We start from the raw sequence: 19,786 nt of genomic DNA, 5'->3' as shown, positions 1-19,786 counted from the left end.
ACGATTTGTAAATAGGAATGATTCTTTTTTTATAGGGGTTTTACTGTAGACATTTAATAAAATGCGTTGCTCTAGTCAATTGAATTCCTATTAATAGCACTCACTAGACTATGTTCAGGAAACAAAGTTACAATATACAGCAAGAAGATGACAACTAGTCATTTGTTTAGTGAGCTTGCCTGTTCGTTTATCAAGTTATAAATAAGAATAGATAGAGTCCTATCAAAAATTGACCAGGCACCAACAGAGTGTAAATTCCGGAAAGGAGATGATTGTATGAGAGCGGTACAAGTAACAGGATACGGAGATGTTGATCAGTTAAAGTTAGTGGACATTCCCAGGCCGGAACCTAAAGAAAATGAAGTGCTTGTAAAAGTAAAGGCATGCGCGATTAACAATACAGAAATCTGGATGAGAGAGGGCGCATATGGAACAGGCTCTAAATCGGGCTGGCGTCCGGAAGGTGTGCAGTTTCCCCGTACACCTGGATCAGATATAACTGGAGATATTGTTAGTGTTGGTGACCAGGTAGACAAATCGATGGTCGGAAAAAGTGTGGTACTATTTCCGTTTACTTCAAGTGGAGAAGAGGGGACTGAACATATCTCTGAGGATATGTCCTTCATAGGATCAGAATACGACGGGGGTTATGCTGAATATGTAGTTTGGCCAGCTGAGCTCTGTTATGACATGCCTCTTGACACTTATCCTGAAAGCGCCGTTTTTTCAGTGAGTGGTTTAACGGCATGGCACATGGTCAAACAAATTCAGGTTCAACCTGGTGAGACTGTGATGGTAACAGGTGCAAATGGCGGAGTTGGATCCCTGAACGTTCAAATTGCCTCTAAAGTATTTGGCGCTAAGGTGATTGCCATTGTTGGTGATTTAAAAGATGAGGAAAAAATGAAGGATTTAGGCGCAACGCATGTTTTATCTTATCAATCTGATCATCTTCCTGAGGACATTTTAAAAGTAAATGGTGGCCCGGTTGACTCGGTTTTAGATGTGGTGGGAGATGCTTTATTTGAGACATCTCTTCAGGTGTTAAAGAAAGGCGGGAAGTTCTGTACTTCCGGATCTGCAGGCGGTCAAAAAACTAATCTTGATTTCAGAACTTTGTATCTGAAACATATTACGATGTATGGCTCAGTGCTTGGTACAAGATCAGAGTTCAAAGACATGCTTCAGGCGATATCAGAAGAGAAAATAAAGCCAGTCATTGACAAGAGCTTTCCTTTAGAAGAAGCGAAAGAAGCCCAGGTTTATTTTAAAAGTAAGGGGAAGCTTGGTAAGATTTTATTACTGCCTTAAACATTTAGAATGAAAAAGTCTCCCTGTTCTGTAAACAACCGAACCTTTACAGGTCAATCGTTTACGCAGGACAGGGAGATTTTTTTATTAATTAAAACAATACAACGCCAATTACGATCAGATACGAAGCAATTGCCAGTAAAGAAGGCAGAAGATAAGTGAAATTGTTACGTGTATGGTCTCTTTTCACAATTACCATCACTAAAACAGTTAACAGGAAACCAACGATTGAAATATAAATTAATTCATTGCTGGTGTCTCTCCAAATACTTCCCTCGAAGTAAAATACATCCCCAATCGCAATCACTAATATATTGAACACGTTACTGCCGAGGATTGCACCGATTGCCATATTAACATTGCCCAGTCTTAAAGCCATGAATACGCCCATCGCATCTGGAAGTGATGTAGCCAGAGCAACCAGAACGCTTCCTACGACCGTTGCGCTGATGCCGGTACTTTGTGATATCGCATCACCGGAGAGAGAAAGAGCACTTCCGAAAATAAAAATAGCGATGGCGTATATGACAAACCTTTTTACCGCGTGACGAATAGACGGATTATCTGAGAGCTTCGTTGGAGGGATTTCTTCAGATGGCTCTGGTTCTTCCTGTGTTTTAGAAATAAACCACATGCCAAATACATAGATCAGGGTGACGATCAAACTTGTCAGACCAATATTGAATAATGAAATATTAAAACTAGTGATTAAGCCGATTGCCGTGACTACACACAACAGGAGAGCAATCATACCCGTATAGACATGAGTATGGGAGGCACTGAGAAACAGGCGTTTCTTTCGGAAGTAAATATCCAATACAAACAAAACGAGTGTGTTAAATATGATACTTCCCAGGCCATTACCTACTGCAATATCGGCGTTCCCGATCACACTTGCTGAAACTGTCGTCGTTAATTCAGGTAAAGATGTGGCGACAGCAAGAAGAAGCGTTCCAGCTAAGAATCCACCGAGCTTCGTTTGTTTACTAATCGTATCCGCATGTCTGGACAAATGAATCGCAGAATAAGCAGATATGATCGCAGAAATAATAAAAATACTGATATATAACCATGTCATAAGATTGTGAACTCCTTAGATTAATTGCTAGTTACAAATCTGATAATTAAGCAGGGGAGTTTCAAACCCTTATAACTTTTATCGAAATGTAAAGAAGTGAGCATAAGGGGCATATACCCATTCGTATTCGTTCTAACACATTACTGCTTCGAATTGCTCCCTGAGTCACAAACAATTCCACGCAATGTGATTCCTTAGTCAGTCACCAATGGCAGAACCGGGACAGGCACGTGTCTACCTCAACCGCCTGAACCCTTCAAACTTCTCTTGCCAATATGAGTTTCCTAAACTGGTGATTTGTACGCCATCACCATCGTTTGCATGGATAAACTGATCGTTTCCAATGTAGATTCCTACATGGGAAATGCCAGTTTTATAGGTGTTTTCAAAGAAAACTAAGTCTCCAGGCTCCGGAGAGTTGACGGCATAGGAACGCGCGTGTTGATCTTCTGCATTCGTACGACTGATCACTAAGCCAGCTTCTCTGAATACATAATAGACGAATCCGCTGCAATCAAATCCATCAGGAGCAGATCCGCCCCATACGTAAGGGATCCCAAGCTGTATCATCGCAATATCAATCACATTTTGTACCCGCGATGAGTTACTAATAGAATATGTATCTATAGCAGCGGGAGCATTAACATCAAAACTGACACTTAATTGTTGTCCCGGCAAAATTAAATTCCCGGAAAGATGATTCGTTTCCATCAGCTCAGCAACTGTCGTTTCATGTTTTCTGGCAATTGAAGCTAAAGTATCACCGGATTTTACTGTATAAATGCTGCCTCTAACCGTTTCCGGAATATCTCCATTTGAAGTTGCCGGTACCTTCAGTACTTGATTTGTAATAATTACATTTGAGGGAAGGTGGTTAAGCGTCTTAAGCGTATTGACATCTGTATGATGTTCAGTCGCAATACTCCATAATGTATCACCTGAACGTACTTTATATATACTTGTACTCTCTTCAGCTTCAGCCACAAACCCTGCAAAGGAAAAAATAATAGCTAGTGTCATCATAACCGCAGTGATCTTCATTCTAACTCCTCCAATTCGCAGATGATTTGTAAGAGTAGTATAACCAAGTTTTTGAGATTTTAACTATTGTTGGTAGAAAAAGGATAGAGGATGGAATATATCGTAATGAAATTAAAGAAATATACCCTGTGTCTGCTATAACACTTACAAAATCTCACTCGCTTATATCATGCGACTATATTATGAGGGAGTTGTGTTCAGCACAGGGACATATACGATGTTCAAAACAAGCAGGTGAAAATTCGCTGAAGTCTGAAGTATTGAAGGATCAGCCATGCATGACGACCTTCTTTTGAGCGGGGTGATTGCAGGGAGGAAAGTTTTTTAATAAATTCTTTGTCGCAGGCGCAACGATTTCCCGTATCTCTATAACATTCATCATGGGCTTTGCACGCGGCATCAGTTTTATTTATTGGGTCTCCTGGTCCGCTGCATCCCGGTCCGCACCAGCGATAACCCGGAAGTACACAAAATTTAAGCCATTTGTATCTTTTTTTACGGCGCACGAACAATCACCTCCTTTACCGAATGGATATTGAATAACCGGACGTGGATCCCATCCTCTCAGGTTATGTATCTGACTTGTACACCTTCATCTCTATTGATAAAAAACTAGAATAAAATTATTCTCTTTATTAATAAGGTATGATAAGAATTGAAATATGTATGGTTGACTGTCAGTGTCTGTATAAATTATTAACTGTGTAAATCGTATTTAAATGAAAAGCTATGTTAAAGCCCAATGTTGTTTTAGCACAGCTGTGATTGCAGCGTAAGGCGGCGACTCCTGCATGAGAAGACGGTTAGGTGAGACCCCGCAGAGCTTCAGCTCGAGGAGGCTCACCGCCGTCCGTGCGCGTCAGCCTGAAGCGGAAATCAACAGCCAACTTTAACACAGCCAAATGAAAAAAGGTGCAGCCCTCTGCAAGGCTGCACCTTTTACTTATAAGAAAAACACTACAAACCCCTGTAAATAAATCTGCACCATCAAATAAAACGCGATGGCAAATTTATAGTTAAATAGAAAACTATTCTTTACAATACTTAATCCATTCACCGCACTGAGCACGATGGTTGGCAGAATAAGCGGTGAAATCATAATGGAAATTACGCTTCCCGATGTAATGCCAAGTAACACAATCTCAGGTGGATAAGGCACCTCAACACCCTGCAGGATGCCTGATACAAGGACGATCACGGTTAGTGGTCCGAGACCGATAAAGCCTAAGATAATAACGACGAAAGGCAGTACCCACAGGAAATTCAGGAAAGGAACGGCATCAGACACAAAAAATAATCCATCTACTATATATTCCCCGTAACCCGACTGATTCATGGCATCAATTAAAAATCCTGCAGCCAGTAGGATAGAGAACTGCTGCGCCTTGTTTGGAATGCCTGTCTTAGCATATTCTCTTCCATTTTCGATTATTTTGCCTGGTTTATTTCGAATGATAAAGTTCAGAATAACCCAGACAATAATGACGATTGGAATAATCAGCAGAAGACTTGTATCCCAAAGTGCATTTAATAGAAAAATAGATCCGAACAGAGTAACAAATAATATAATAAAATCGGTTACGTTGTGATTCCCTTTAGGATCCTGTCTCTGATTCTCCGTAATTTTCGCAAGCTGTTCCTGAATACCCTCAGTGAGATCAATTCCATAGTGGCGCTCCTGAAAATATGAAAAGAGGACAGCCAGCAGTACTCCGGCAAATGAGATGAAAAAGCCCTGAAGGATCGATAACCCTAATGAGGCGCCGAGTGCATCAACGGCAAAGATAAAACTTGGAATGCTCACAACCCACATGGTGGTTAATGCGAATGCGCGAAGCAATGCAGTTCCTTTATAGTTTTCCCATGCTTCTCCCTGCTGATCACTCAGAAAACCATTGATCATTCCGTAAACCATTGGGATTGCCCCAAACAAGAGGAAGTAAGAGATAATTTGCGTAATCACCAGCATACCAAAATAGAATTTCCGGCTTGTATTGAGAAGATTCTGTGCGTAATTAATCACGGATTCTATATACGGCTTCTCTTCCAATACCCAGCTGATCACCGGCACAATAAGCAAGAGTGCAATCAGTCCGCTCATCACTGTGAACCCGGATACACTTGCTTCTAAAAGAGACGTACCGGCAGTGAAATGGATGATAATTGCAATCATAAAAAGCATAAGTGAAATAGAAGCCTGCTTAATAGGTAGAAAAAAATAACCGATCACGAAAGCTGTAAGTCCGAATATAGAGAGTGGCATTGTCAGAGAATCAGCTTGTATCAGAGAGACAATAAAGTGTGTTAGTACGTATAAAAGTATAAAAAGGGTATAGCCCGATTTAGCGGTTTGTTTCATCACAGATACTCCCATCTGCTTATAATATGTCCTTACATATCGTAGCATATGAATGATAGAGTATCTTGTAAGTTGTTTGAAACAGGTGTTTCAGAGATTTAGAGTAGCTAGTTATTGTGAAAGTATTCAGATCAACCCGTACTTTCATAGTCAAAAATGGTAATATGGAAAATATTATTATGTGAAAAGAGGCTGGATTAATGCTGACAGAGCGCACGATAATCGAAGAGGTGAATGAATTAGATAGTGAAGAAATTAAGGCGCTTTCTACCGACCCTACAGTAAGAAAATATCTTGGCGGTGTTCGAAGTGAAGGAACTATCCCGTTCATTTTAAAAGAAATGCTACGATCAGATGACACATCAATATATCTGACAATCAGAAATAGAGAGACTCATGAATTTATAGGACTCGTGTCTTTGGATCCTCACCATGAGGGAGAAGATATCGAAATTTCATATCAGTTACTACCACAGTGGTGGCGGAAGGGATTTGGGAGTGAGGCAGTAATAGAAGTATTGAAATATGCCTTTAATGAATTGATGCTGGTTAAAGTTGTTGCTGAAACACAGAGCGCAAATCATTCTTCCTGCAGACTATTAGAAAAGGTCGGGATGACCCTGGGCAAAAAGGTAATAAGATTTGGTGAGGAGCAGAGTATTTATTTCATACATAGACATTAATAAAACCCAACCTTAGCTTCTTTAAGCAGAAGCAGAGATTGGATTTTATAGTGATCGTTAATCAGTTTTGTTATTGACTAACTATATCAAAACACCTTCTTTTGATCCCGGTCATCACTAATCAGCATGACAGCTTCCTTAAACCGCTGTGCATGAATAATCTCCCGTTCTCTTAGGAAGCGAAGTCCATCATTTAGATCGGGGTCATCTGACTGATCAATGATCCACTGGTAGGTGGCACGTGCTTTTTCTTCCGCAGCGATGTCTTCGTAGAGGTCAGCAATTGGATCGCCTTTTGCCTGGATATAGGAAGCGGTGAAAGGGACACCCGCAGCGTTGTTGTAAAAGAGGGCGCTGTCATGGCTGACGTAGTGCTCGGCAAGCCCGGCTTCTCTGAGCTGATCCGGGGTCGCGTCTTTGGTTAGTTTGTAGATCATTGTGGCAATCATCTCAAGGTGGGCAAATTCTTCTGTACCAATATCGGTTAATAGTCCGATCACTTTGTCAGGAATCGTGTAACGCTGATTTAAGTAACGCAATGCTGCTGCGAGCTCACCGTCAGCTCCCCCGTACTGTTCCATTAAGTATTTTGCGAGCGTGGGGTTGCAGGTACTTACTTTCACAGGGTACATCAGTTTCTTTTCATAGCTCCACAAATCGCATTCCTCCTAACTGTCTCAGACCTGCCATGGCCAAGGTGCTTCGGCCCAGGCCCAAGGCGGTTGTTCCTGTACTGGCATTCCGAAACGAAGTGGTCCATAACAGGCTTCAAAGTCAGTTTTCAGCCTGTTGCTGTAGGCAGCATAGTAGTTGTATTGCTGTATAGCCTGCGCATCATCCTGATGAGTGTCGAGATATAAAACCAGTTCATAAATGACAAAATCAATTGCCTGTATTGCCTCAAGTTTTACGTAATATTCTTTGGGCAGCTGCTTTGCCAATGGGTGAACCTCCTTTACTTTCTGTAGGGGCTCTCATAATAATCAAAAAACGGCTCCCACAGTGTGCCTTTTTGCAATGCTTCCAGAGGAGGAAACTGAGGATAATCGGGCGGCTGAAAACCGGTTAACACATTCGGCGGGACCACGAACACTTTTGGGCCGAGCGGTGGACAGGGATCGAACCTTCCTCTAAACGGTAAATAATATCGTCTGAACGGATTTTGTTGCTGAGACATAGTAGTCCCTCCTGTGAATTCAGATTACCTGATGAGTATATGCAGGGAGGGTGGGGGATAGAAGTTAGGAAGCAGGGAGACGAGAGGGATATGACCTGTGATTACCGGGGTATGACCTGAAAAACAGTGAATGTGACCTGAGTTTTTTAGTTTCTGACCCAAAAATTCAGTTTTTCGAAAAATGTGACCTAAGGATCGCCGGATATGATCTGAAACCAGAAGAATCTGACCTCTAATTCAGCGGATGTAACCTGAGATACTCCGGGCCTATGAGCAAACAAAAAAGAACCGCCATCACCGGCGGTTCCCAATCAATCTATTATCGCTGTTCCAGACGTGCAATACGTTCATCAAGGTCAGGGTGAGTAGAGAATAATCTCATTACGCCACCTTTACCACTGATTTTCATTGTTGCAACAGCTGAATCATCAGTACGATCTTTTACATTTGCCCGGCTTACTTGCGCTTTCAGTGAACGAAGCGCGTGTGCCATTTTATCGTTACCGGCTAAGTCGCCGCCGCCACGGTCTGCGTGAAACTCACGGTGCCTTGAGTATGCACTTACGACCATGCTTCCAAGAATTGAGAATAGAATCTGGAAGATGATTATTGCTGCGAACTGAACCACAAACTGCAACTCTTCACGTACAAAACGGCTGACAACGATTGCCACGATGCGTGCCAGGAATACAACGAATGTATTCACAACGCCCTGAAGCAGCGTCATTGTGACCATATCTCCGTTTGACACGTGCGCTACTTCGTGTGCGATAACGCCTTCTACTGCATCATCATCCATGTTATCAAGTAACCCCTGAGATACCGCTACAAGTGATTTTTTCTTAGATGGACCTGTGGCAAATGCGTTTACTTCAGGAGAAGGATAGATCCCAACCTGAGGCATATGCGTTAAGCCGGCAGCGCGTGAGAAGCGGTGTACTTTTTCAACAACTTCACGTTCCTGCATTGACAGACTGCCATCCGGGTCTAAAACCTTTACCTTCATCATCCATTTAGCCATCATGCGTGACATAGCGAGTGAAATGAATGCTCCGGCAAAACCTACGAGTAAACTGAATACCCCAAGTGAAATGAAATCAATACCTAGTCCGGGTCCACCTGTCTGGAATGAACCATTAATTCCTGTATATGAAACAATGAGTGACCAGACGATCACAATTGTCGTCATGACAAGGATGTTCGTTAATAAAAAGAGTAAAATTCTTTTGCCCATTTATGCGCCTCCTAATAGCTTAGTTTGTGATAATTGTAGCATAGTTTCTTTTAAAAGGCGTGATTAAAGAATAGCTGAAAGTTCTTTCATTAAAGCGTCTCAATTGTTTGCGTGAAAGATGGTCAGTACAATGAAAACATCTGAACGAACATATTAAACTTTTGCATATAGACAGGAGATTAAAAATGAATAAACCAGTCATTATTGTTGGAGCAGGAATAAGTGGAATATATACTGCATCTTTACTCTCGGCGAAAGGAATCAAGTGTAAAGTCATCGAATCAAGAGACAGAATAGGCGGAAGAATACTGACTGAAGAGGCTGCCGGTGCAAAGTTCGACCTGGGACCAACATGGTTCTGGCCGCAGCACGAGCCTCGCATTACAGCGCTAGTCAAAAAACTTGGGTTGAAAACATTTACGCAGCATACTGCGGGCGACCTTTTATTTGAACAGTATGCTGATCATCCGGCTCAGCATCACACACTGCCGGCTCACGCGGTAGAACGGTCGGAGCGGATTGAAGGTGGAATCTACTCTCTTATTGAGTCGATTGCTGAAACGTTACCTGTTGAGACAATCAAATTGAAGACCCAGGTGACTGCCATCAAAATGAATGCCCATCATGAGATGACTGTAAATGTTTTAAATGATGATGGAGAAGACAGGACATTGGAGGCATCCTCTGTCGTTCTTGCACTTCCCCCACGGCTTACGAAACGCATCTCATTTGAACCTGAACTTCAGGAACTTTCTGATCTGCCAACCTGGATGGCAGGGCAGGCGAAAATGATTGCAGTGTATGATCGTCCATTCTGGCGTGAAAAAAATCTTTCAGGTCAGGCTATGAGCTGGACGGGACCACTTCAGGAAATTCATGATGCCTCTCCAATTAAAGGACCAGGTGCTTTGTTTGGCTTTTTCAGTTTAACGGCCAAACAGCGTCGTGAAATGGGTGAGGAAAAAGTAAAGAAACTGGCCCTCGAGCAATTGATCAGACTTTATGGCAGTGAAGCTGAACAGCCCGTTGCTATATTATACAAAGACTGGTCAGCAGACGCTGATACAGCAACAGTCGAAGATGCGCTTCCGCTGACGGATTTCCCTCAGTATCATCCGCTGGAAATAACGGGAGAATGGCAGGATAATCTTGTCTTCGCAGGAACTGAGACGTCTTCAGATTCCGGCGGTCATTTAGAAGGGGCAATCCGTTCAGCAGAGCGGGCAGTAAGAATCATATTGGAGCGGAATTAACTTGCAAATCAAACAATAAAAAACCCTATTGTACTGGTAGCGCTTACCCATTTACACTGATCTGTGAATTGAATCACAAAATTTACATGGAATTCAGGATGGTGAAGTATGGAAAAGTCTACTATAGATAAGTTATTAAGCGCGGCGGCTTTAAAACGCGATTTACTTAAAGAACAGCCCAATCACTACATCGTACGTGCAATGCTCGCAGGCATGTACGTTGGAATGGCAGTCGTCATGGCGTTTCGTCTGGCACAGCCATTTTATGAAGCAGCATCACCAGCTACTTATTTTATTAATGCGATTTTCTTTGGCGTAGCATTTTGTTTAATTTTATACGGAAAAACTGAACTGTTTACATCGAATACAATGTATATGGTCGTCGGTGCGATGAAGAAAACGACCAACTGGATGGACATGCTGCGCGTATGGGGCGCCTGCTATCTTGGTAATCTTGTGGGTATTATATTTTTCACAGGATTAATTATCATGACCGGGTTATTCGCGACAATGGATCCAACAGAATCTTACTTGATCACAGCAGCTGAAAAGAAGATGAATCTCCCGTACTCAGAGATGTTTTTCAGAGCGATCCTTGCAAACTGGCTCGTCTGCCTTGCCGTCTGGATCCCGCTTCAGGTAAAAGATGATATGTCTAAAATTGTACTGATGGTATTATTCGTTTTCACCTTCTTTATCTCAGGGTACGAACACAGCATTGCCAACATGGCTTTATTCTCGATCGCACTGACTGCACCACATACGGCACTTGTGACAATGCAGGCTGCAGTTGAAAATGTGCTGATCGTCACGCTCGGCAACATCGTCGGCGGCGCGTTCTTCGTTGGGGTACTGTACACGTATCTAAATTCTGCGAAGAAAGAAAAAGAATTAACAGCGAAATCAACTGCTAAAGCATCTTCACCTAAAGCTGCTTTGGAAAAATAAATATCTAAAATAGAACAGCTCAAATCCTGCGGGTTCATTATACGCAAGTGCAGAGCTGTTCTTTTTTTTGTTAAAAATTATTTAAATTATCCGAAACCTTTTCAATTTTTCCACGTAATACCTTTTAAAAAGGGAGGGATTGGATGAAGTTGCGTTGGAAAGCACTTATATTGGGGTTTATTGTTATGTTAGTATCTGCAGGTGTTTATTTAATATTCTTTCAGCAGTCAGTGACCCCTGGGGTAGCTGGAGATATTGAAACTGAAGAAGGACCAGAAGTGCCGGAAGAACTAGTTACTCAGAATTTAGTTGCGTTTGCTAAATTGTACGGATTCATAAAGTATTTCCACCCTAGTGATGAAGTGGCTGATTTTGACTGGGAAGGGTTTGCTTCATATGGAGCTAATCAGGTAAGAAATGCTGAAGATACCGAGGCTCTGATGACACAGCTGGAAACCCTGTTTCAACCGGTTGCTCCAACGTTAATATTGACGACTGATCAATCCTTTGACCCTAATAAAACAGACATAGCAAACTTACTTCAGAAGAATCAAGGCCAATATATTTTCTGGCAGCACAGAGGGATCACTACAGATTTTACAACTGCGATCTACCGCAGTTCTGAAGATGTTTATCAGAGTGACAGAGTTATATTTGAAATGGAAAATGAAGAAGCAGTGCTTGATGATCCGGTTTTTGAAATGGTACCTGCAGAGGAAGAATATCTTGCAGAAAAGCAGTTAACAGATGATATAACAGCTTTCTTTCCAGTAGTGCTTCCTTACGGAGAAGAAGGCAGTTTAGGAACTACGGATGAATCAAAGGATGCATTTAAAGCCTTGAAGGATGAAGTGATTGCTGCGAAATTTGGTGGGACTTCGGTTCAAAGCGTGCATGGGCGTTTAGCGGGTGTGATCCAGACGTGGAATATCTATCAGCACTTTTATCCTTATTTTGATGTGGTGGACGTCAACTGGGAAGAGCAACTGCCTGTATTTCTCAGCCTTGCAGAAGAGGAGCAGGGTCATGAAGATTATACGGCTGTTTTAGAGGACATGATTGAAAAAGCTCAGGACGGACATTCAATGGTGATCTCTCGCAAATCATCATACGGAGATACACTACCGATACGTGTTCATGTTATTAAAGATGAGGTTATTGTTGTTGAAGCTTTAGAGGATTCTCCGTTTAAAGCGGGCGATATTGTTCTGAAAAAAGATGGAACTGCTGCAAAAGAACTGATGAAGAATCTGATGGATAAAACCTCTGGTTCTCCTCAATACAAAGAGGCGTTAGCTGAAAGAATGTTTGTGATTGGAGATTCCCATACAGTAATAGAAGTTAATCGTGATGGTGAAATAATGGAATTAAGTGCTGAAAATGGATCTTCTTATCTAGATTCCACATTAAAGGTTCACGAACCAGTTGTGGAGCTGGAGGATGGTATATATTATCTTCCTCTTTATCAGAATGTGCCGGAGGAGAAATATGCTGAATACTACGAAGAGCTTGCCAGCGCGAAAGCTTTGATTTTGGATTTGAGATATTACCCTTCTTCATCTGCAATTGAACTGTTTGGGCATCTGGTGAAAGAACCGCTCCCAACATCTCAATTCCTTATCCCTCAATATGTGCTGCCTGATCAGGAAGGGGAAATCACATATGAGGATGGTTCATGGGAGCTTGAACCAAAGGAGCCTGTATTTGACGGCGAGATGATCTTTTTATCAGATGGGTTGGCTATAAGCTACGCAGAAACACTGTTAGGCATTGCTGAAAATAATGAGCTGGGTACAATTGTCGGGCAACCATCCGCCGGCACTAATGGAAATGTGAACGGGTTCAAACTGATGGAGCATATTACAATTTACTATACAGGTATGAAAGTGTTAAAAGGAGATGGATCACAGCATCATCTGATCGGTATTCAGCCTGATGTGCCGGTTAATTATACGCTTGAATCAGTGAAGAACGGTAAAGATGATTTTATAGAAAAAGCGCTTGAAGTATTGGAAGAAAAGCTCGGAGATCACGAATAATGTCCTGAATATTAAAAAGCGATTCTGTCACTGATTAGTGACAGAATCGTTTTTCATTTATTAGGTTAAAATACAGTCGGCAGGTAATTTTTGTATAGTTAAAGAATAATCCGAAAAGTATCAACCGAAGAGCAGTTTTTGCCTTTGACCAACATATTTCCCTTGCTTTCAATTCATTTATCACTCTAAAAACTCATGATAAGCGGTAAAAAGGTTTCCATAGACCCACTGAGTCTCTCTCTGTTAGGATAATATAGCTGCAAAAAAATTGCACAGGTGGTGTAGGAATGGACAATCGATTTAAAGAAGCGGAATTTGCCACGTGGGTTGGTATTGTTGCAAATACGCTGTTAACGATATTAAAAGGTATATTTGGATATATTTCCGGAAGCCGTGCGCTTGTCGCTGATGCCGCGCATTCTGCATCAGATGTGGCAGGTTCCGTTGCTGTTCTGGCAGGGCTGCGAACAGCGAAAAAGCCGCCTGATGAAGATCATCCATATGGACATGGGAAGGCAGAAAATATTGCAACGATTATTGTAGCAATTCTGCTCGTTGTTGTAGGTATTGAAATCGCGACATCTTCAGCAGGTGTGTTTTTCGGAGAAGTCCCAAAAGCGCCAGGGGGCATTGCATTAGTCGTAATTGTGTTTTCAATTGTATTAAAAGAGGCGCTATTTCATTATAAGCACCGTCTTGCGAAAAGAATCAACAGCTCAGCTTTAATGGCTGAAGCCTGGCATCACAGATCTGATGCGCTTTCTTCCATTGCTGCATTCCTTGGTGTCTTTGGTGCGATTATGGGGGACATGTTTGACTTGACGTTTTTGCTGTATGCCGATCCGGTTGCTGGATTAGTCGTTTCGCTTGTCGTCATTAAAATAGGTTTCTCTTTAGCAAAAGAAGCAAGTTCGATCATGATGGAACAGGTGCTCGATGCAGATAGAACCGATCCATTTGTAAAAACTGTTCTCAGTATACCGGGTGTTAAAAGAGTAGACAAATTGCTTGCCAGAACACATGGTCACTATATCGTCATCGATATTAAAGTCAGTGTGGATCCTTATATCACTGTAGAAGAAGGGCACCGTATTTCTAAAAATGTAAAACGTATACTCCTTGAGCAGCATGAAGATGTGAATCAGGTGCTCGTTCATATAAATCCATTTAACGAAACTGACTAATACGCTCGTCTATGCATGATGCAGCTGAATAAGGGTATCGATATGGTAAGTTCAATTATTCTGTAAGCTTATCTCAACCGCGAAAAATTCGTGTTAAAAGCGCATGACCAATATATTCAGAATAAATATACCGGACGGATGATGAACGAAAGGAGCTCTTTTTATGGCTGTGATCGAAACAGATGTACTGATTATAGGAGCAGGGCCCGCGGGACTGATGGCTGCGAATGTGATGCAGAAAAGAGGAGTAGACTATGTCTGTCTCGAGAAAAAGCCCGGACGATCTGTCTTATCAAAAGCACTCGGTATACAGGCAAGATCGCTTGAGCTGTTTGAATTTCTCGGTGTCAACAAACCATTTCTCAAAAGAGGATACCCGGGCCCAGGTGCGAAGCTTCATTTAGCCGGAAAGCACCCATCATATGTAGAGATGTATCATATCAAAAGCAGATATCCTTATTTATTAATTATTCCACAGCATGAAATAGAAGAAATTCTTGAAAACCATTTAAACGACAGAGGCGGGGAGATTTCCAGAGAGCATGAAGTGCTGGATATCGTACAGAAAAAAGAAGGCGTATATGTTACTGCTGCTCACCATGGGAAAACAAAAACCTATTTAGCTAAATATTTACTTGCATGCGATGGCGCACATAGTAAAGTACGTAAGGAGCTCGACGTGCCGTTTGAAGGTGAGGATGAAGGCATTACTTTCTTTACGGGCGACGTTGAAGTGCCTGAAATGAAGGAAATTCATATTAATCTTCACCTGAACGACCGTGGAGCAGCTGCGTTCTTTCCATATAAAGATGGAACATACCGCGTTGTGGGGTTTGACCGAACCAGGCAGGGCGGTCCACGTAAGAGAGAGATGAAGCTGCAGGAACTTCAGGATACGCTGGATACGATTTTGGACAAATCTTATAAAGTGGAGAATCCGAAGTGGCTCGCTTATTTTGGGACCGCACACAGACAGGTGCCGAATTATCGTGTAGGGAATGTGTTTTTCGTCGGTGATGCTGCACACGTGAATAACCCACTTGGTGGCCAGGGAATGAATATTGGTTTAGAGGACGTGGGTAACCTGTGCTGGAAAATCGATACCGTGTTAAAAGGCTATGCAGGCAACCCGTTCCTGGATACTTACCACGAAGAACGCGCGCCTGTTGCAAGAGAAGTGATCAGAAATACGACAATGGAACTAAAACTGATCGACATGAAGGGACTGCTCGGTAAAGCGCGAAACTGGTCAGGAAAAGCAGTACTGACACAAGGCTGGGTACAGTCAAGGTTTGCAAATGAGTTATCACATGTTCACAGTGACTATGATAAAACACCAATCAATCAGTCTTTCAAAGATCAGTCATTGTCACGAAAAGCGATTCAGGCAGGAGAGCGTGTGCCTGATCAGATACTTTTTAATGAAGGAACAACAGATGAACGACTTTATCCGTTGATTCAGCGGATTGGTTACGTCTGTCTGATCTATATCGATTGCTATGAGCAGGACCTGATTGACTATGCGTACGAGTTTGCAGAGAAAGCAAACCAGGCATTTCCGGATATGCTAAAGGTGTATCTTGTTGCCAGAGGCGGAACAGTCTTAACAGGACGGGACGAACTCCCAATCATTTACGACGTTCACCGCGACCTGGACAAAAACCTCGGGATGCAAAAAGGAAGCACACTCTTTATCCGTCCGGACGGACACGTCGGCTTCCACGATGGATCAGCCGATGTGAGAAAAGTGATGGCGAAATTGAAGCGGTATTTTATTTAATACGAGTTATTAGTAATTAAGGAGCCGTAACTGGCTTCTTTTTTTGTGGGCTGTTTAGAAGATGGAAAGGACAACGAAAATTGTTGATTGCTACCGGGTGCCGGGATGATTGCTACAAGTTTCCGGGTGTATCGCTACCTCTCAAGCGAGGAATGCTACCGCTCAGGCAGGAATCACTACATCTTCCTCCACGGAAAGAAGCAGCGGTTTAAAAAAACTTTTAAAAAAAGTGATCCAAAACTAAATTGTCTTCGTTAGCTGTTCAGAGTTAAAAAAAACTGTTCAAAAAGGAGACATATCATGAAAAACAAAAAATTACTTAAAAGAATTGCAGCACCAGTATTGGGACTATCATTAATCGCACCAACAACAGGGCTTGCGGCAGAGGAGCCGACAGCCATTACACCGGCTTCAGATTTACGATCAACACTGGATCAGTTACTTTCAGAACACTATGTACTGGCAGTAAACGCAATGGTCAAAGATTACAACGATGCGCCGGATGAAGAACAGGCATATGCCGCACTTGAGCAAAATGCGCTGGATATGACACCTGCCATTGAATCAATCTACGGAGCAGAAGGTGCTCAGCAGTTTGAAGAAATCTTTGTAAATCATAATGATTATTCTCCGGACTTTGTGGAAGCGGCACAATCAGATGACACTGATATGAGAGCAGCAGCAGAGGCGGAAGTTGAAGAATTTACACAGGAATTTGGCGGTTTTCTTGCCACTGCAACTGAAGGGAATCTTCCTGAAGAAGCAGCAGTAGAAGTACTTGTTGCTCACGAACAGGATGTCATCAACGCGTTTGACAGTTATGTAGAAGGTGACTACGAAGCTTACTTCACACACTTTATGGAAGGCTATGACAGAATGTTTGATATCAGTAAAGCATTATCTGTCGCAATCGTTACGCAAATGCCTGATAATTTTGAAGGATCAACAGCAGATTCATCAGCAGCTGATTTAAGATCTACTTTAAACAACGTTGCCGCTGAACACTTTGCACTTGCGGTAATGAGCATGCAAAAAGGTGTAAGTGGAGCTCCTGACTATGACTTCGCAACGTGGGCTGAAGATATGAACACAGAAGAGTTCACTGCAGCAATCGGTTCAATTTATGGTGAAGAAGGTGCTGCACAGTTCAAGCAGCTATGGACTAGCGAACACATTAACGCTCAGGCAGACCTTGTCAGTGCAACGGTAGCAGGAGATGAAGAAGGCGTTACAGCAGCGAAAGAGAGCCTGTCAATGTTTACTGAAGAGTTTGGGATGTTCCTTGCGACTGCAACTGAAGGAAATCTTCCTGAAGACGCAGCGATCTCTTCATTAAAAACGCATGAAGATCAGGTTGTAGCAGCATTTGACGCTTATGTAGCTGAAGACTACCAGACAAGCACAGATACATTCCGTGAAGGCTATGCATTCATGTTTGGTGTAGGTCAGGCGCTTGGAGACGCAATTGTGAAGCAAATGCCTGATCAGTTCGCTTCAGACATGCCAGCTGATATGCCTAACACTGGTCTTGGTGGAGCAGCAGAACAGCAGACACCAGTAGCAGTATGGATTGCACTTGCAGCAGCAATGCTCGCAGCAGCAGGATTTGTTGTGAAAAAGAAAACAGCTAATCAGGAATAAGTAAATCAATGAATGAGCAGAAGAGCGGATTTTCCGCTCTTCTCTATTCATATCATTGGAGGAAACAGCATGAAGAAAAAGTTATTTGTATTTTTATCTGCAATTATATTACTTGGGGTTGTCAGCTATCAGGCGATCGCAATGAATCAGACAGAGGAAGTTAACGTTTCACAGGGAAATCAGGATTCGCAGGACAATTTAAAAGAAGAGATTGAAGAAGAGACTGCCAAAGCCACAAAAGCGGTCGCACATAAGGGAGACGAATTTGTTCTTCTTGACTCTTTAAAAAAGCGCCAGGCAGAGCTTGAAGAACAATTAAAGATTCAAGAAGAGGGAATTACACCTTCACGTATTCAGATTCCAAGCCTTGATATTGACACAGGCGTCATTCCGGTTGGACTTCTTGAAAATGGTGAAATGGAAGTGCCGGAGGAAACAGATGTAACGGGGTGGTATAACCGCGGTGTCCAGCCTGGTGAAACAGGGAACTCCGTCATTGCAGGCCACGTAGACAGTAAAGAAGGGCCAGCGATTTTCTTCTATTTAAAAGACATAGAGCCCGGGGAAGAAATCATCGTAACGGATGAAAATGGTGTTGAACTGACATTTGAAGTAAAAACAAAAGAAAGTTATCCGACAGACGAATCACCGATTGAAAAAATCTTCGGACCGTCTGACAAGAGAAACCTGAATATTATTACATGTACAGGTACATTTGACCGTGACCAGCACCTGTATCCTGACAGACTTGTTATTTATACTGAACTCGTTTCTGAGAACGATCCTTCAGGAGAATTGAAGGTTCCCAAAGCGCCTGAGAACGTAGTGTCTGAAGCAGGCACAGTTTCATGGCACGCAGTCCGTAATGATACGGTCATTGGCTACCGCGTGTACAAAAAAACTGAGAATGATGCACGTTTTGTCCACGTAGCCAGCGTTTCAGCACATGAACGTAAAAGTTATTTTGACGAGGAAGGCCAGGCGGGGGATCAATATTACGTAACCTCTGTGAATCTGGAGAACAAAGAATCTGCTCCTTCTGTAAAGGTTGAGCGATGAATGTATTGATGACCGAAAAGTGTGTTTGTGCACTTTTCGGTTTTTTGATGAATCATCATGATGTGTTTTAAGTCCCGAAGCGTCGAATATCAACTCTTGTAAGGCGAATCGCAACGTTTAAACACTGAACAGTCTCTATTAAGAAGCGAAAAACACTGTTCAAACGCTGAATCAACATTACACCTCTAAATATGAGAGCCCATCATTCACCATTCCATTGATCATCGTTGCCATTTCATTTGTTGATTTGTCGGCATCATTCGCAAGCCATTCTTTGATCACATGAATTGCCCCACTGATGACAAATGTACTTAAATACTTAGATTCTTCTTGGTGTACGCCATTTTCTTTCATCCAGTTATTCATCATATAACGTCGAGTCAGTTCCATGATTTTCTTCTCGAAGGTTGTAGAACTGTTGTGATTCAGCAGCGCCTGAATCACAAGCTTGTGCTCAATCATATAATCCAGTATTTTTTCTGTTATTCGAATGGCTTCTTCATCCAGCTCAGCGCTATATCGCTGAAGATAGCTGTTCATATCTTCGATGATTTCTTCTTCGATCTTATTCAGCAGGTCAAGGTGATCCTGATAATGTGTGTAAAAGGTAGAGCGGTTAATGTCGGCGATTTCACATATTTCTTTCACAGTTACAGATGAAATCGGTTTTTGTGCAAGCAGTCCAATCAGACTTTCTTTCAGTACCCGTCGTGTATATTTTTTTCGCTGATCCAATTTTTTGTTCAAATCATACCATCCTCATGTTAAAAATTTGTGAAAATCCAACATTTAATAGACGACGTGTTGGAAAACTGACAGAACAAAACAGACTGTCTGTTGAATACCCAACACAGTGTCAATATAATAATAGAATGCAAAGATGTGCGATGCAAGAGAGGATGACGCTTTATCGACTGGACATCACGGGTAATTCAACATAAGAAAAGGATCGTCATTACGTTTTTTATCATCACAATCATCAGTGTGGCAGCTCAATTT

General features: G+C 42.2%; 18 protein-coding genes. 9 read left to right on the top strand and 9 right to left on the bottom strand.

All coding sequences use genetic code 11. The features are described 5' to 3' along the window. Positions 1-276: 276 nt before the first annotated feature. A complete protein-coding gene (locus tag E2626_RS11270; RefSeq protein ID WP_134381867.1) occupies positions 277-1,311 on the top strand; it encodes a zinc-binding dehydrogenase in 1,035 nt (344 codons plus the stop codon). A gap of 91 nt (positions 1,312-1,402) precedes the next feature. Here the strand turns inward: E2626_RS11270 and E2626_RS11265 are convergent, their stop codons facing one another. The 4 genes from E2626_RS11265 to E2626_RS11250 all read right to left on the bottom strand — a co-directional run bounded on the left by E2626_RS11265 (position 1,403) and on the right by E2626_RS11250 (position 5,789). After that, the gene (locus E2626_RS11265) at positions 1,403-2,389 is read right to left on the bottom strand and encodes a sodium:calcium antiporter (RefSeq protein ID WP_134381866.1); all 987 of its coding nucleotides are present in this window, start codon (positions 2,387-2,389) and stop codon (positions 1,403-1,405) included. Positions 2,390-2,623: 234 nt separating this feature from the next. Continuing rightward, the gene (locus E2626_RS11260) at positions 2,624-3,430 is read right to left on the bottom strand and encodes a C40 family peptidase (RefSeq protein WP_134381865.1); all 807 of its coding nucleotides are present in this window, start codon (positions 3,428-3,430) and stop codon (positions 2,624-2,626) included. A 221-nt stretch (positions 3,431-3,651) separates the two neighbouring features. Then, on the bottom strand, positions 3,652-3,936 hold the full coding sequence (locus E2626_RS11255; protein WP_134381864.1) for a phospholipase: 285 nt from the start codon (positions 3,934-3,936) through the stop codon (positions 3,652-3,654). 437 nt (positions 3,937-4,373) lie between these two features. Further along, entirely contained in the window at positions 4,374-5,789 is a 1,416-nt protein-coding gene (locus E2626_RS11250) for a hypothetical protein (protein WP_134381863.1), read from the bottom strand. 200 nt (positions 5,790-5,989) lie between these two features. Here E2626_RS11250 and E2626_RS11245 point away from each other — a divergent pair, with 200 nt between their 5' ends. Further along, entirely contained in the window at positions 5,990-6,472 is a 483-nt protein-coding gene (locus tag E2626_RS11245; RefSeq protein ID WP_134381862.1) for a GNAT family N-acetyltransferase, read from the top strand. Between the two features lie 86 nt (positions 6,473-6,558). Here E2626_RS11245 and E2626_RS11240 read toward each other — a convergent pair whose 3' ends face one another. The 4 genes from E2626_RS11240 to htpX form a co-directional block, all read right to left on the bottom strand. After that, positions 6,559-7,128 carry a manganese catalase family protein gene (locus E2626_RS11240; RefSeq protein ID WP_134381861.1) on the bottom strand — a complete coding sequence of 190 codons (570 nt, stop codon included), beginning with the start codon at positions 7,126-7,128 and terminating at the stop codon, positions 6,559-6,561. Between the two features lie 21 nt (positions 7,129-7,149). After that, positions 7,150-7,413: a spore coat protein CotJB gene (locus tag E2626_RS11235; RefSeq protein WP_134381860.1), complete on the bottom strand. Its 264-nt coding sequence runs from the start codon at positions 7,411-7,413 to the stop codon at positions 7,150-7,152. Between the two features lie 14 nt (positions 7,414-7,427). Further along, a complete protein-coding gene (locus E2626_RS11230; RefSeq protein WP_134381859.1) occupies positions 7,428-7,649 on the bottom strand; it encodes a spore coat associated protein CotJA in 222 nt (73 codons plus the stop codon). 319 nt (positions 7,650-7,968) lie between these two features. Next, a complete protein-coding gene (htpX, locus tag E2626_RS11225; RefSeq protein WP_134381858.1) occupies positions 7,969-8,883 on the bottom strand; it encodes a protease HtpX in 915 nt (304 codons plus the stop codon). 185 nt (positions 8,884-9,068) lie between these two features. On the opposite strand from htpX, the gene E2626_RS11220 reads away from it, so the two are divergent. The 7 genes from E2626_RS11220 to E2626_RS11190 all read left to right on the top strand — a co-directional run bounded on the left by E2626_RS11220 (position 9,069) and on the right by E2626_RS11190 (position 18,787). Further along, positions 9,069-10,136, top strand: a complete 1,068-nt coding sequence (locus E2626_RS11220; RefSeq protein WP_208528144.1) for a flavin monoamine oxidase family protein — start codon at positions 9,069-9,071, stop codon at positions 10,134-10,136. Positions 10,137-10,244: 108 nt separating this feature from the next. Continuing rightward, positions 10,245-11,084, top strand: coding sequence for a formate/nitrite transporter family protein (locus E2626_RS11215; RefSeq protein ID WP_134381857.1), 840 nt, complete (start codon positions 10,245-10,247; stop codon positions 11,082-11,084). A 143-nt stretch (positions 11,085-11,227) separates the two neighbouring features. Further along, positions 11,228-13,123 carry a S41 family peptidase gene (locus tag E2626_RS11210; RefSeq protein WP_134381856.1) on the top strand — a complete coding sequence of 632 codons (1,896 nt, stop codon included), beginning with the start codon at positions 11,228-11,230 and terminating at the stop codon, positions 13,121-13,123. A gap of 287 nt (positions 13,124-13,410) precedes the next feature. Beyond that, the gene (locus tag E2626_RS11205; protein WP_134381855.1) at positions 13,411-14,307 is read left to right on the top strand and encodes a cation diffusion facilitator family transporter; all 897 of its coding nucleotides are present in this window, start codon (positions 13,411-13,413) and stop codon (positions 14,305-14,307) included. Positions 14,308-14,470: 163 nt separating this feature from the next. Then, positions 14,471-16,087, top strand: a complete 1,617-nt coding sequence (locus tag E2626_RS11200) for an FAD-dependent monooxygenase (protein ID WP_134381854.1) — start codon at positions 14,471-14,473, stop codon at positions 16,085-16,087. A 300-nt stretch (positions 16,088-16,387) separates the two neighbouring features. Continuing rightward, the gene (locus tag E2626_RS11195) at positions 16,388-17,728 is read left to right on the top strand and encodes a copper amine oxidase (protein WP_134381853.1); all 1,341 of its coding nucleotides are present in this window, start codon (positions 16,388-16,390) and stop codon (positions 17,726-17,728) included. 69 nt (positions 17,729-17,797) lie between these two features. Continuing rightward, on the top strand, positions 17,798-18,787 hold the full coding sequence (locus E2626_RS11190) for a class F sortase (protein ID WP_166786800.1): 990 nt from the start codon (positions 17,798-17,800) through the stop codon (positions 18,785-18,787). 177 nt (positions 18,788-18,964) lie between these two features. On the opposite strand, the gene E2626_RS11185 is transcribed toward E2626_RS11190, so the two are convergent. Then, on the bottom strand, positions 18,965-19,534 hold the full coding sequence (locus tag E2626_RS11185; protein WP_134381851.1) for a TetR/AcrR family transcriptional regulator: 570 nt from the start codon (positions 19,532-19,534) through the stop codon (positions 18,965-18,967). Between the last annotated feature and the right edge of the window lie 252 nt (positions 19,535-19,786).

It is taken from the genome of Jeotgalibacillus salarius, from assembly GCF_004405125.1.
In the GTDB taxonomy this organism is placed as follows: domain Bacteria; phylum Bacillota; class Bacilli; order Bacillales; family Jeotgalibacillaceae; genus Jeotgalibacillus; species Jeotgalibacillus salarius.
Note: the sequence above shows the minus strand (reverse complement) of the source record. Positions and strands in the feature narration are given on the sequence as shown.

Bases quoted from the DNA above. Each gene is read 5' to 3' on its own strand.
- E2626_RS11270 (WP_134381867.1), top strand. From the start codon at position 277: ATGAGAGCGGTACAAGTAACAGGATACGGAGATGTTGATCAGTTAAAG.
- E2626_RS11265 (WP_134381866.1), bottom strand. From the start codon at position 2,389: ATGACATGGTTATATATCAGTATTTTTATTATTTCTGCGATCATATCT.
- E2626_RS11260 (WP_134381865.1), bottom strand. From the start codon at position 3,430: ATGAAGATCACTGCGGTTATGATGACACTAGCTATTATTTTTTCCTTT.
- E2626_RS11250 (WP_134381863.1), bottom strand. From the start codon at position 5,789: ATGAAACAAACCGCTAAATCGGGCTATACCCTTTTTATACTTTTATAC.
- E2626_RS11245 (WP_134381862.1), top strand. From the start codon at position 5,990: ATGCTGACAGAGCGCACGATAATCGAAGAGGTGAATGAATTAGATAGT.
- E2626_RS11230 (WP_134381859.1), bottom strand. From the start codon at position 7,649: ATGTCTCAGCAACAAAATCCGTTCAGACGATATTATTTACCGTTTAGA.
- htpX (WP_134381858.1), bottom strand. From the start codon at position 8,883: ATGGGCAAAAGAATTTTACTCTTTTTATTAACGAACATCCTTGTCATG.
- E2626_RS11220 (WP_208528144.1), top strand. From the start codon at position 9,069: ATGAATAAACCAGTCATTATTGTTGGAGCAGGAATAAGTGGAATATAT.
- E2626_RS11215 (WP_134381857.1), top strand. From the start codon at position 10,245: ATGGAAAAGTCTACTATAGATAAGTTATTAAGCGCGGCGGCTTTAAAA.
- E2626_RS11210 (WP_134381856.1), top strand. From the start codon at position 11,228: ATGAAGTTGCGTTGGAAAGCACTTATATTGGGGTTTATTGTTATGTTA.
- E2626_RS11205 (WP_134381855.1), top strand. From the start codon at position 13,411: ATGGACAATCGATTTAAAGAAGCGGAATTTGCCACGTGGGTTGGTATT.
- E2626_RS11200 (WP_134381854.1), top strand. From the start codon at position 14,471: ATGGCTGTGATCGAAACAGATGTACTGATTATAGGAGCAGGGCCCGCG.
- E2626_RS11195 (WP_134381853.1), top strand. From the start codon at position 16,388: ATGAAAAACAAAAAATTACTTAAAAGAATTGCAGCACCAGTATTGGGA.
- E2626_RS11190 (WP_166786800.1), top strand. From the start codon at position 17,798: ATGAAGAAAAAGTTATTTGTATTTTTATCTGCAATTATATTACTTGGG.